The organism is Fibrobacter sp. UWH6 (assembly GCF_900142465.1).
Taxonomy (GTDB): Bacteria; Fibrobacterota; Fibrobacteria; order Fibrobacterales; family Fibrobacteraceae; genus Fibrobacter.
The window spans coordinates 60,219-72,733 of record NZ_FRAX01000017.1; the positions used below are offsets into that span (position 1 = coordinate 60,219).

The 12,515-nt window shown below is 50.2% G+C and carries 10 protein-coding genes and 1 tRNA gene; 2 read left to right on the plus strand and 9 right to left on the minus strand.

Translation table 11 applies throughout. The features are described 5' to 3' along the window. The first annotated feature begins 46 nt into the window (after positions 1-46). On the plus strand, positions 47-988 hold the full coding sequence (locus tag BUB73_RS13395; protein ID WP_073286587.1) for a DMT family transporter: 942 nt from the start codon (positions 47-49) through the stop codon (positions 986-988). Between the two features lie 354 nt (positions 989-1,342). Here the strand turns inward: BUB73_RS13395 and tmk are convergent, their stop codons facing one another. From tmk to BUB73_RS13410, 3 genes are all read right to left on the minus strand, one after another. Next, a complete protein-coding gene (tmk, locus tag BUB73_RS13400) occupies positions 1,343-1,972 on the minus strand; it encodes a dTMP kinase (RefSeq protein WP_073238084.1) in 630 nt (209 codons plus the stop codon). Between the two features lie 155 nt (positions 1,973-2,127). Further along, entirely contained in the window at positions 2,128-5,091 is a 2,964-nt protein-coding gene (secA, locus tag BUB73_RS13405) for a preprotein translocase subunit SecA (RefSeq protein ID WP_073286589.1), read from the minus strand. A gap of 193 nt (positions 5,092-5,284) precedes the next feature. Then, positions 5,285-6,166 carry a DUF4421 family protein gene (locus BUB73_RS13410; protein WP_175552220.1) on the minus strand — a complete coding sequence of 294 codons (882 nt, stop codon included), beginning with the start codon at positions 6,164-6,166 and terminating at the stop codon, positions 5,285-5,287. Between the two features lie 105 nt (positions 6,167-6,271). Here BUB73_RS13410 and BUB73_RS13415 point away from each other — a divergent pair, with 105 nt between their 5' ends. Continuing rightward, a complete protein-coding gene (locus BUB73_RS13415; protein WP_249269406.1) occupies positions 6,272-7,819 on the plus strand; it encodes a histidine-type phosphatase in 1,548 nt (515 codons plus the stop codon). 63 nt (positions 7,820-7,882) lie between these two features. On the opposite strand, the gene BUB73_RS13420 is transcribed toward BUB73_RS13415, so the two are convergent. The 6 genes from BUB73_RS13420 to BUB73_RS13445 all read right to left on the minus strand — a co-directional run bounded on the left by BUB73_RS13420 (position 7,883) and on the right by BUB73_RS13445 (position 12,503). Further along, positions 7,883-9,508, minus strand: a complete 1,626-nt coding sequence (locus tag BUB73_RS13420) for a DUF3943 domain-containing protein (protein ID WP_139259222.1) — start codon at positions 9,506-9,508, stop codon at positions 7,883-7,885. A 5-nt stretch (positions 9,509-9,513) separates the two neighbouring features. After that, on the minus strand, positions 9,514-9,999 hold the full coding sequence (locus BUB73_RS13425) for a hypothetical protein (protein WP_249269405.1): 486 nt from the start codon (positions 9,997-9,999) through the stop codon (positions 9,514-9,516). A 61-nt stretch (positions 10,000-10,060) separates the two neighbouring features. Further along, positions 10,061-10,133: transfer RNA gene (locus tag BUB73_RS13430), tRNA-Met, on the minus strand. A gap of 47 nt (positions 10,134-10,180) precedes the next feature. Next, entirely contained in the window at positions 10,181-10,924 is a 744-nt protein-coding gene (locus BUB73_RS13435) for a metallophosphoesterase family protein (RefSeq protein WP_073160788.1), read from the minus strand. A gap of 355 nt (positions 10,925-11,279) precedes the next feature. Beyond that, positions 11,280-11,657, minus strand: a complete 378-nt coding sequence (locus BUB73_RS13440; protein WP_073160790.1) for a bactofilin family protein — start codon at positions 11,655-11,657, stop codon at positions 11,280-11,282. Between the two features lie 51 nt (positions 11,658-11,708). Continuing rightward, positions 11,709-12,503 carry a M23 family metallopeptidase gene (locus BUB73_RS13445; protein WP_073160792.1) on the minus strand — a complete coding sequence of 265 codons (795 nt, stop codon included), beginning with the start codon at positions 12,501-12,503 and terminating at the stop codon, positions 11,709-11,711. Between the last annotated feature and the right edge of the window lie 12 nt (positions 12,504-12,515).

The following is a 12,515-nucleotide window of genomic DNA, read 5'->3' on the forward strand; positions in this document are numbered from 1 at the left end:
TGTTTTCTTGAGAAAACATCCCCCCTTTTTCTAAATTTGCCGCGCTATGAAGAACGGTTCCCGTCAAAATCATTTAAACCTGAACGCACACCTCTGCATGTTCGGTGCCGCCGCCATCTGGGGGCTGATGGCGCCCATCGGCAAGGAAGCCATGACCCACGGCATTACAGGACTAGACATGGTGTTCTTCAGGGTGGCAGGCGCCGCCATCAGTTTCTGGATTGCCTCGCTGGTGCAAAGAGTCATCTTTCCCGCAGTCGAAGCAGCGCAGCCCAAGCCGCCTAAAAAGGACATACTCAAGTTTGCCGGCGCAGGATTTTTCGCCATCGTCTGTAACCAGTGCTGCTTTACGGTAGGCCTTTCCATTACCTCCCCCATCAACGCCTCCATTGTGGCCACAAGCCTCCCCATCTTCGCGCTGATCTCGTCGGCGGTTTTTCTGCGGGAACGGATCACCCTCATGAAAGTCCTTGGAATCGGGCTAGGCCTATCTGGCGCCCTGATGCTCGTTCTCGGAAGTGCCACCGCAAATAACGCCAAGGCCGGAAACATCCTGGGAGACCTTCTCTGTATGACATCCCAGTGCAGCTTCGCCATTTACCTGGGACTCTTCAAGAATCTCATCAGTAAGTACAACGTAATCACCTGCATGAAGTGGATGTTTACCTTCTCCGCCTTCATGGTAGCACCCCTCACCCTTGGCGGCGTCGCGAAAATCCCCTTCCCAGAAATCTCCGCCATTACCTGGGCCGAATCCGCCTTCGTAGTTTTCGGCGGCACCTTCATCGCCTACCTGCTCATGGCAAGAGCGCAAAAAATATTGCAGCCCACCGTGGTGGCCATGTATAATTACGTACAACCTACTACGTCCACTGTCGTTTCAGTCCTCATGGGAATCGGAATCTTTGGACTGAGCCAGGCAGCCGCCATCGCCTTGATTATTGCTGGCGTCTATACCGTAAACAGGGCAAAAGCAAGCAACAGCTAGGACACCTTCGCGAAAAAATGCAAAATGAGGCCAAGATGGGCTCCATTTTTCCTGTAAGCTTAACTTTGGAGTCCATAATTTTAGTTTATACGAAATATGCTTGCTATTATGGTAAATAATTTGGGCTCCAAAAGGATAAAAAGCCACATATGGAGTCCAAACATCTTAACGAGAAGGCAAAAAGAAAACATTTTACGATTAATTTATATGTATAAATAGGCTCCAAATTGCTTTTAAAAAAAATTTTGGAGTCCATTTTTAAGAAAAAGTAGCGGGAAAGTCGCCCATGGCACAAAAAAAGCCCGCGGATTCTAAACCGCGAGCCTAAAAATTCTTGCTGCAAATTTGAACAAACTAAAGTCTTGCCTTCACCAGCTTCAGCAAGTCCGCAAAGACTTCATCAGGTGTACGGGCCGCATCAATCGCTGAAACGCAATCACTATAATCGCGGGCGGCAGCCAGATAACCCTGACGTACACGTTCAAAGAAGTCAGCCTTCTCGCTTTCAAGGCGGTCGGGAGCCTCGCCACGTTTTGCAGTGCGGGCACGGCTGGCTTCAACAGTCAAGTCCAGCACCACCGTCAATTCCGGGAAGCATCCGCCGCAGGTCAGTTCCGTCAGACGCTGCACCTTGTCGGCACCAAGCCCGCGGGCATAACCCTGGTAAGCAAAAGTGCTCCACGCAAAGCGATCCGCAATCACCACCTTGCCTGCATCCAGAGCAGGCTTGATAATTTCTGCGATCACCTGGGCGCGGGCGGCATTATACAGCAACAGCTCGGTATCGTCTGCCATGATTCCCTTGAAGGCAGGGTCCAGCAGAAGTTCGCGAATGCGTTCTGAAATCTTGGCGCCACCAGGTTCACGCAGGCGCACCACCTGATAGCCTTCAGATTCGAGGGCGGCCACCAGCAAGTCAATCTGGGTAGACTTGCCAGAACCATCAATACCTTCCAGAGAAAAGAATCGCTTTGCTGTCTTCATTAGAAGTCGCTCACTTCGTTCGCTTCGAGCAATGAGGCCGTTCTTGCCTTCGGCAATCACTTTGAGGTGTGAGCAAAACAAATTATGCATCGTAGCTCAGAGGCCGAAAGCCGACCTCACACCTCAAAGCACCAAAGGTGCGACCTCACACCTGATTATTCTTCGCCAAGATCCTTACCGTGGCACTTCTTGTACTTGAGGCCACTACCGCACCAGCACATGTCATTGCGGCCAATCTTCGGAGCCTGAGCGGCAGCGCGACGGGCAGCAAGAACGCGGGGGTCAGTATAGGTGCGACGGACACGGGGCTGTTCAGCAGCGGCTTCCGGAGCGGCGCCAGACTGTTCAGTTGCAGCAGCCTGGGCCTGCTGTTCTTCAGAAATGGCGTTGGTTTCAGAAGAGGCAGCTTCGCCGGCAAGACCAGCGGCCTTTGCACCTTCAGCGCTGACCTGTTCACCAGATTCCGCTGCGGCACCATTGGCTTCTTCCATAGCCTTACGTTCGGCTTCCACCTGTTCCGGAGACTTAAGCTGCAGCTGGTCCGGAGACACGGTAATCTGCTGGCCATTGGGGCCCGGAATAGTAATGCGGATATTCAAGATACGGAGGGCAGTCAAGGTCGCAATCTTTTCCATGCAGCCTTCGAACATCTTGAAGCCTTCGTTCTTGTAAACCATCAGAGGATCCTTCTGTGCGTATCCGTGGAAACGGATGGAATCCTTCAGCTGGTCCATGGCATACAAGTGTTCCTTCCAGACCTGGTCGATGGTCATGAGGAGGAAGCGGCGTTCGATCTGACGGAAATCCTGTTCCGGAATGATCTTGGTCAGCTTGTCGTAACGGGCCATGCACAGGTCAATAATTTCCTGGAGCACGACTTCGGGAGTCTTGGTGGTAGCTTCTTCCAAGGTCAGGTTGTATTCCATAGAAAGGGAGCGCTGCAGATCCACATGCAGATCTTCAAGCTTCCAGTCTTCCGGATAGCTCTTGGCGGCAATGTACTGAGAAACCTTGATATCGCAAGCGTCTTCGATGCGGTTCTTGATTTCGGAACGGACATCTTCACCGTTCAGGATACGACGGCGCAGACCGTAAATCACCTTACGCTGTTCGTTCATCACGTTATCATAATCCAGCAAGTGCTTACGGATATCGAAGCTCTGGCCTTCCACGCGACGCTGAGCACCGCGAATAGAACGGGAAACGATGGGATGGGTAATCACTTCGTCTTCACCCACGCCAAAACGGCTCATGAGGTTCTTGACGTTATCGCCACCGAAAATACGCATCAGGTTGTCATCCAAAGACAGGAAGTACTGGCTGGAACCCGGGTCACCCTGACGGCCGGAACGACCGCGGAGCTGGTTGTCGATACGGCGGGATTCATGACGTTCAGTACCCAGCACATGCAAGCCGCCCAGTTCGGTAACACCTTCGCCCAGGGCAATGTCGGTACCACGACCAGCCATGTTGGTAGCGATAGTCACCTTGCCCTTATGACCGGCATACTGAATGATTTCAGCTTCACGGCCATGGTTCTTTGCGTTAAGCACTTCATGGGGAACGCCTTCCTTTTCCAGCAAGCCATGGAGGTGTTCAGACTTTTCGATGGATGCGGTACCAACGAGAAGAGGCTGACCCTTGGCGTGACGTTCCTTGATTTCTGCCACGATGGCGCGCCACTTGGCATCTTCAGACTTATACACCAGGTCCTGTTCGTCCTTACGGATGCAAGGATTGTTGGTGGGAATCACCCAGGTGTTCATGTTATAGATCTTGATGAATTCCGTTGCTTCCGTTTCGGCGGTACCGGTCATGCCGGACAGCTTGTTATACATGCGGAAGTAGTTCTGGAAGGTGATGGTAGCGAGAGTCTGGTTCTCGCGACGGATCTGCACATTTTCCTTGGCTTCGATAGCCTGGTGCATACCGTTGCTGTAACGGCGGCCTTCCATGAGACGGCCAGTGTTTTCGTCGACGATGATGATTTCGCCATCGCGTACGATGTAGTCCACATCGCGTTCGTAAAGGTGCCATGCCTTAAGAGCCTGGTCAATGAAGTGAACCCAGTCTGCGTGTTCACCATAAAGGTTGGTAATCTGGAGGATAGATTCGATGTTTGCAACACCCTTGGAGGTAAGCTGCACGACCTTATCCTTTTCATCCACACCAAAGTCCTTGTTCTTCACAAGCTTCTTTGCAATTTCATTTGCCTTGGCATACTTATCAGTAGCATCTTCGGCAGGGCCAGAAATGATCAGCGGAGTACGGGCTTCATCAATAAGGATGGAGTCCACTTCGTCAACGATACAGTAGTTCAGTTCGCGCTGCACCAGCTGACTAGGATCCACAGCCATGTTGTCGCGGAGGTAGTCAAAGCCGAATTCGTTGTTGGTACCGTAAGTCACGTCGGAGTTGTAGCTGGTACGACGCTGTTCCGGATCCAGACCATTTACAATCAGACCCACAGTAAGGCCCAGGAACTTATAGACCATACCCATCTGCTTGGCGTCACGGCCAGCCAGGTAGTCGTTCACGGTCACCACGTGGACACCCTTACCGGAAAGGGCATTCAAGTAAACCGGGAGAGCTGCAGCCAGAGTCTTACCTTCACCGGTAGCCATTTCTGCAATGGCACCTTCGTGGAGCACAAGACCACCGATCATCTGCACGTCGAAGGGCATCATGCGGAAGGGCTTCACGGACTTGGGGTAAAGTTCGCGGACCTTGGCATAGAGGGCGGCGGGCAGGTAAATTTCCCATTCATTCTTGCCGGAAGCCAGCTGAGCCTTGGCATCGTTCACGCAATCCTGGAGCTCGGGGCCCAGCTTGCTGAAATCAAAATTGTTTTCGGGCTTGAAGATATTGAAGATACCCAGACGGCGGTCGCAAGCTTCCTTACAGACAGCAAAGGCATCGACACGGATATCGTCCAGAGTGGCACCATTGTTCAGCTTTTCGCGGAATTCGGCGCTCTTTGCAGCAAGGGCTGCATCATCCAGAGCTTCCAGGGCCTCGCGGGCAGCGTTGATTTCTGCAATCACCGGACGGAGCTGCTTCACTTTACGTTCATGGGGTGTACCGAAAATCTTGTGTAGGACGGTATCTACAATGCTCATTTTGTTTCCTTTTTACGGCCGAGGGCGCAGCCCGCGGTCACTGATTAAAATTATACGAGCGTAAAATAGCAACTTTCATGCCACGGCCGAAAAGTTACAATGTGAAACAAAGGTTAAAATTACCGATAAAAAATAAATGTACAAATGTGCATTATTTTATAAAAAGCAAGGGCCCACTTTTTGGGAGGAAAATTTAAAAGCGACGAACAATGAGAATCTTGTAGGCGCACACCAATTTCTGTTCCCAGTGGCTGTCGAATATCACGGGCATATATTCCGTTTCCAGAACATTATTCCAGGACCAAATCTCACCAATATAGCCAAAGGCAAGCTTGCCAATGATTTCCGGAAGCAGCATATAGTCATCCTCCTCCGTATCGCCTCCCACGGCAACGCCCGCCACGCCCCACAAGTTCAAAAAAGCTTTGTTGTCAAAGACCCAGGTATAGGTATAGCCCATATCCACCCAGCTGCTAAAAATTTCCTTTGGCTCCTGATAATACGGAAAAAATTCATCCTTGTCCTTTGTCTTCGTTCCTTGAATACGGCCGCCAAGAATTAGGCTTCCGGCAGAATGACGCTGCCTGCGATCCAAGAAGAAAGCCGCCCTCGGGGAAAATTCCCCATTGGATGTCCCTAGCCATAGAGCTGAAACATAGACATCCCTCTCCCAGAGATCTACATATAAACTGCTATCTCCCACATCAGTAGAAAATCCGCTATAACTGCGGTACACTCCCTTGACCCACCAGTTTCCAGGAAAAAAATCGAACCCTGTCTCGAAGGAAATCGATTTCGAACTCTTGTTATTTGACGTAAATGGAAGTGCGTAGATAAAGTCCCAATAAAAGTCTCCGTAGCCGAGACCGAGACCCACATCTACCGGGCGATTGGATTTCAGCGCCCCACCATCAAACTCGCTACTCCAGAAACTGACGAAGTTGTAATTGCACAGAAAACGGATTAAAAATTTTCTCCTGAACTCGACAATTTCATCTTCATGTTCCGTTTCAACAATAGCCGCCCTATCACCATCCCCTATTTTCAGGGAATCCTGCCCCTGCCCCAACGCCATTCCGCATGCGCATATAAGGGATAGTACAAATACAAGGCGACAAAGCATGGGGCAAATATAAAAATGCACAAGAATAAAATCTATCTTTATGGAAAAGGTTATGATATGAACAGCTTAGTTAGTAGAACACCCAAGCCCATTTTTTCTGTTACCCTCCTTGCAATTTTCGCCATGGCAGGTTTTACTGTCGCCCAAACGACAGACGACGAACTTAAAGATCATCCGGAATATACCGCTAGCGGTTACCTGGTCTACCCGGAACCGGACAAGAGCGTCAAATACACCAAGGCGCCTGCCGGCTATAAGCCGTTCTATATCAGCCATTACGGCCGCCACGGAAGCCGCTACCATTACAGCGCAGACGATTATAACTACCTCTTCGAGACTCTGGCCAAGGCCGATTCCGCAAAGGCTCTTTCCGTCACGGGCAAGTACATTATGTTGTCTTCAAAACTGCTGGCAGACAAGGCCGCAAGCCGCGCAGGAGACCTGACCCAGAAGGGTGTCAAGCAGCACGAGGGAATCGCCATGCGAATGGCCAAGAACTTCCCCGATGTGTTCAAGAGCAAGAACGCCAAAATTGCCGAAGTCAACGCCAAGGGCAAGCAAGTCAAGAAGAACGTCAAGTTGCCGCCCCAAGTGGACGCCTTCGCCAGCACTTCGGGCCGTTGCATCGTCAGCATGTCCGCATTCGTAGGCGGCCTCAAGTCCCAGGTGCCCACCGCCCAAATCCGCATGGAATCAGGCAAGAGCCTCATGGGCCATATCAACACCTTCAATTTCGACATCACAAAGAACTACGCCGAAACCCCGGAATTCAAGGCCGAAAACGACAAGCTGTGGAAGGACATCTCCACCGACAATTTCGTACGGACGATCTTCGCCGACACCGCCTACGTTTCCAAGAACGTGGACGTTTCCAATCTCTATAACAAGATGTTCGAAATCGCCGGCAGCATCCAGGGCATGGAAGACGACAACGACCTGATTATCTTCGACCGACTCTTCCCCAAAGAAGAAAAAATCAAGCGCTGGAAGGCACAGAACGCCTGGTGGTACAGCATCCTGGGCACATGCCCCCTTACCGGTAATGACGGCATCAACACCGCAAAGCCCATCCTGAAGCACATCATGAGCGAAACCGAAAACGCCATCGCAGGCGCCACCGATGCAGACGCCGCCACCAACACCGTAGCCACCCTCCGTTTCGGTCACGACACAGGGCTCCTCCCCCTGGCAGGTCTCATGCAGCTTTCCGTCGCAAATGCAAAGGTCACCGACCTGAGCAAGCTTCACGAACAGTGGACTGATTTCCGCATCATCCCCATGGCAGCAAACCTGCAGATGATCTTCTACAAGAAGCCAGGCGCCAAGCCGGCAAAGGGCGCAGCCCCCGAAATCCTGGTCAAGTTCCTGTACAATGAACGTGAAGTTACCGCACCCATCCCCTGCGGCGACGAACCCGCCCAAGAACCCGCCCAGGTCAAGGCCGACATCAAGCCCGGCATGGTGGCAGCCCAACCCGCTGCCCAGCCTGCGGCCCCCGGTGTAATGCTTCCGCCGCCCCCCGCCAAAAAGGTAAAGTGCCCCGCCGCTCCCTACTACCGCTGGGAAGACGTAAAGAACTTCTACGGAAAAATCCTGACCGAATAATCCGCGCTCGCAGACACTACCTGACGCTCCGTTACCTGCCAGCCATCGTTATCAGCCGCTCCGTTACCTGCCGCCCATCAAGTGGAAATTCAGGTACGTCGAAAAACAGAAAATTCGGCGGCTCATGGGCTCGAACAGGTCCGTTGAATAGGCCGCCAATTTTAGGTAAGTGTCCAGTCGGCTACCCAGATCAAGCCAATCCAGAATCCTGTATTCCATGGCAGACTGGTTCACCACCAGGAAGTCCCAACCCTCCGCGCCATAGTGGGGTGTGGAGCCTGGAATGGTATGCAGCACATCTGCGACGACTTTATTATAGACCCTGAATTTTTTCTTGTACAGAACTTCTGTCATCAGGCTGTATTTCACGCCGGTATTGTACTGGTAATTGTCCTTGTCCGAAACGTACTCCGGATGCACTTCCTGGATCAAGTCGTCATATCCCATGTCAGCTGTACCCAACATGATATAATAAATCTGGTTCATAATGCGGAACCGTAAATCCGGCGTAAGCCACAGGGCAATATCCAGGGCGGCTCCCAATGACAAGGTGCTCACCGTAGCCAAGTCCCCGTAGAAAGTATCGAAGTCCAGGTTCAGAGAAAAATCCAACCAGTGGCCGCGACCATGCAGGCCCGCATTTTTCAGCTTTCCCATAATGTCAAGCTGCAATACGTTCCCCTCGAAACCTGTCTCGTTGAACATCTCCACCTTGAAATAGTCGAAAGGTTCCTTCACCCTCGTATAGGGCTTTCCGTATTCCAGGAACAATGAGGTCATGCCGTGATGATCGTTCCACTGCTGGTCCAGATTATCGGCCCCCTGGTTACCAATACGGTAATCACTACCGAATCGGGAGCCGCCACCTGCAGCAATCACAAGTTCAACAGGCACCCAGCCCGTCCTGAAATCCCGACTACCGAACATCTTCCTCTGGCTATAAGCCATAGGGTGGAAAATGAAGGCCGCCAATTCCCTGTACCAAGGCACATCGGAGTTGCTATAAGCCAATCGTGAAAGCCTGTACAGAACTTCGCCGTACATGGAGCCGCCAATAGAAGTCGTCATCAAGTCGTTGGGCGCCGGGTATTCCGTCTCGCAGAACATTTCCCAGATGCTGCTTCCGAGAGCCGCCCAAACTACACTCTGGTAAAAACCGTAACCGCCGGCGCGGGCGGCACTATAATAGTAGGAACCCTGATACGGGTGCCCGTAAAAATTGATGGCCCAGTGATTATGATCCCACTTCCAGCCTTCCCTAAAATTCCGCTTCCAATAGCTGGGACCTGTGTGGGCGTAATTCTTGTCCAGCACATAATAATCCCAGGCCCACACAAAAACATTCTGGCCCAGAATCTGGCCGGCAACCACCGGGGCAAAAACCGGTTCAACCTTGGCCGTATCCCTAGAAAAAAATTCGTCCAATTCGGCGCCATAACCGGCAGTCCGCAAGGAATCCACGATACGTGCAGAGTCTGCGGCTCTAATCTCCAACTTCCACAGCGCCACATCCTTCACACTGATAACAGGTTCCCTTTCTATGGAATCCTGGATAGACTTGGCAGCTTCTACAAGATTTTTCTTTTCTTTATGGGTGACCGCTTGCGACCAAGCGCAAACCTGAAAAAAGAACAGAACGAAAAAAACAGTCATGAACTTCTTCATGACTGCATATTTAGAATTATCCAATTCGACTAGTTATTGGGACGCAGGCCAACAGACTCAAAAACAGCCTTGTTCTTGGGATCCGGGAGAGCCACGGAGGTAATCCAGTTGAATTCTGCCACACCAGCCAGACCCACGCGGGCGCAAAGCTGGTCACGGGCCACATTGTAGGCGTTCAGGATCAAAATCTTTTCGGAATCGTTAGCCTTGTCGATTCGTTCAGACCAGCGATAGCCCAGTTCTACCAAGCCGGCACTTGCCTTGGCGTAGAACTTTGCCTTTTCGGCACTGATCACAGAAGAAGAAGGAACGTTAAAAGTCTCCACCGGAACAATGGGCTGTGTCTTGGGAGAACTTACGTGCATCTGAGCAATTTCAGGCACACTCTGCTGCTCTTCGCCGCAGGCGGTAAAGTTCACGGCCATAAATGCAGCCAGAACTGCAAAAACAAAAAAAGAGGCAGCCGTCTTAAACGTCGCCAGGTTAAAGTTAATTCCTTTTATACGTCCAGACATAGCTGCCTCTTTTTGAAAGTCTCAAGAACTCACGGGTTTGATTTCTTGGACCTTCCTTTACTAGCGGCTTGTGGGCTCGAACCACAGACCTGCGGATTATGATTCCGACGCTCTACCAACTGAGCTAAGCCGCCGAAGGTTGAACCAAATTTAGTCAATTACTGAAATATTTTCAAGGGGTTTAGTGAAAATAAACTTCAGTTTCTACAAAATTTTCGCCCCATTTGATCACTTGCCACCCAGGAGCCGAACTTTTCAGGTTAAAATAGGGGCAATTGGGGTCAATCTGCATCTGTGTCGCCGGTGAAACATGAACCGTCTGACGTCCAAGCTTGACCTCGAACTGGCTGTGATAGTGTCCAGTAAAGATATGAGTCAGGTTTGGAATGTCAGCCAGGACCTTCTGCACATCAAGCATGTTGCGCATATGATAACGCAAGTCCATGAAGCGGTGACCGCAGAAACAGGGAGGGTGATGTACAAAAAGCAAGATCTCACCAGAAACCTTGGCCGTCTCTTCCTTCAGCCAAACCAGCTGTTCAGGAGAAACGTCGCCGCAGGCACTATCCAAAAAGAAAATGCTTCTACCGGCGATATCGTAACGGTAATAGCACTTGCCATCGTGGACCTTGCCCTTCAGGTCATAGAACTGCTCCATGACTTCGATGCGGTCGTGATTTCCGGGAATAACGCAGTATGGAACCGGGTAATCCTTGAGCAGGTCTGCCAGATACTTGTAGGCGCCGGGCTCTGCATCCTCATTAGCCAAATCACCGGACAGGACCAGCAGGTCCAAATCCTTCATAGATTCGGAATTCAAGGCCTTAAGAAAGTTGGCGCGAACATCGATGCCCTGCACCAAGTTCTCGTCTTCACCGATATGGATATCGGTTATCTGGCCTATTTTGAGAATTTTAGTTTCCATACAAATTGCTAGTACAATATAAATTTTTGTTTAGCCACCCAAGGATATATTTTTTCAAAATTTTTCCCTTTGTGAGCCAAATCAACAAAGATAATGTGCTTTTTTCCCAATCTTCAACATCGTTTTGTGAAAGTTTTGTGAATTCACATTGAAAACTAAGCTTCAACACTTATCAACGTTGAAAATTGTGAATAGATTTGAAGTTTTCAACATTTGTGCACATCTGAATTATCTTCGTATCTTATTGAGCATCAATGAGTTATAAATTAAACTTTACAAATCTATCCACTATTCACGAAACCAATATTCAATACTATATATATATATACATAGTATTTATTAGTATGTGTGTTGATTAGAGCTTGACTTCCTTAGATGCGGAAGCAGGCTGCTGAGACTGCTGGAGATTGCCCATCTGGCAATTGCCCTGGAACACTGCACCTTCCTGGATGATCAGGAGCTTGGTCTTGATGTTACCGACAAACTGGGAGCTGTTTTCGAGAATGAGCTTTTCGGAGCAATCGATGTTGCCCTTGACAGAACCTGCAACTACTGCAGAGGTAGTCTTGATTTCGCCTTCGATGAAACCCTGCTTTTCGATAATCAGTTCGCCTTCAATTGCAACACTACCGTTGATGGTACCGGCTACGCGAACGTCGCTCTTGCCGCTAATGTCGCCCTTGATGGTTACGCTATGACCGATCTGGGTAATTTCCTGTTCCTTAACTGCCATTGTTTCCTCTTTGGTTAGTGAAATTTTTTATAAATCTAATTCTATAAGATACTAATAGTTGAAGAATGTTTCGGGATCCAGTTCCTTTCCATCCTTCGTTATAGTATAGTGCAAGTGGGGTCCACTGGCATTGCCAGTTGCACCGATGGTACCGATGATATCACCCTTGCCGACATTGCGACCCTTGCGGGTGCGGATTTCCTTCATATGGGAATAACTCGAAACGTAACCGTTCTGATGGTTGATGATGACGGTGTTTCCAAGTTCTTCTTTCTGCCCGGCAAATTCCACGGTGCCACTGCCCGATGCAAATACAGGATTTCCGGGCTGGGCCGAGAAGTCTGTTCCCATGTGTCCGTTCTCTTCAGAGAACTTCTTGCTGATGATGCCGACCACGGGAATCACGTTGGGAATTTTTTCAAGGCGCAGTTTTTCTTCCATGGGAATCCAGCCGCCTTCATAGTCCACATCGATCTTCTCAGAAGGAGTGTGGGCGAACTTATTCTTGTCGATAAGGCTGTTGACCTTGTTGGAATCATTTTCTACGAAGGTGCCTAGCAGGTTCTGGATTCTTTCTTCCAGAACCCAGAGGGAGTCCATGCGGTTGAACAGTTCTTCGTAGTTCTGATTCTGCTTGATCAGCTGGGCGTTGGTGACGCGCATCTTCTCGTAACGGATGAGTGTCTTGGTGACATGGCCCATCTTATAGATGAAGGCGCCGGTAACGGCAATCAGGACTACCAGGAAAATCTTGAGGAACGTGAACCATTTGGTGGAAACACGGAACTTCTTGATTTCCTTGGAATCTTCCGGGATAATCTGTATGGTGTAATACTTACCTTTCACAGTTTCCTCTGT

Bases quoted from the DNA above. Each gene is read 5' to 3' on its own strand.
- BUB73_RS13410 (WP_175552220.1), bottom strand. From the start codon at position 6,166: ATGGCGTTGGGGCAGGGGCAGGATTCCCTGAAAATAGGGGATGGTGAT.
- BUB73_RS13435 (WP_073160788.1), bottom strand. From the start codon at position 10,924: ATGGAAACTAAAATTCTCAAAATAGGCCAGATAACCGATATCCATATC.
- tmk (WP_073238084.1), bottom strand. From the start codon at position 1,972: ATGAAGACAGCAAAGCGATTCTTTTCTCTGGAAGGTATTGATGGTTCT.
- BUB73_RS13425 (WP_249269405.1), bottom strand. From the start codon at position 9,999: ATGTCTGGACGTATAAAAGGAATTAACTTTAACCTGGCGACGTTTAAG.
- secA (WP_073286589.1), bottom strand. From the start codon at position 5,091: ATGAGCATTGTAGATACCGTCCTACACAAGATTTTCGGTACACCCCAT.
- BUB73_RS13395 (WP_073286587.1), top strand. From the start codon at position 47: ATGAAGAACGGTTCCCGTCAAAATCATTTAAACCTGAACGCACACCTC.
- BUB73_RS13440 (WP_073160790.1), bottom strand. From the start codon at position 11,657: ATGGCAGTTAAGGAACAGGAAATTACCCAGATCGGTCATAGCGTAACC.
- BUB73_RS13415 (WP_249269406.1), top strand. From the start codon at position 6,272: ATGAACAGCTTAGTTAGTAGAACACCCAAGCCCATTTTTTCTGTTACC.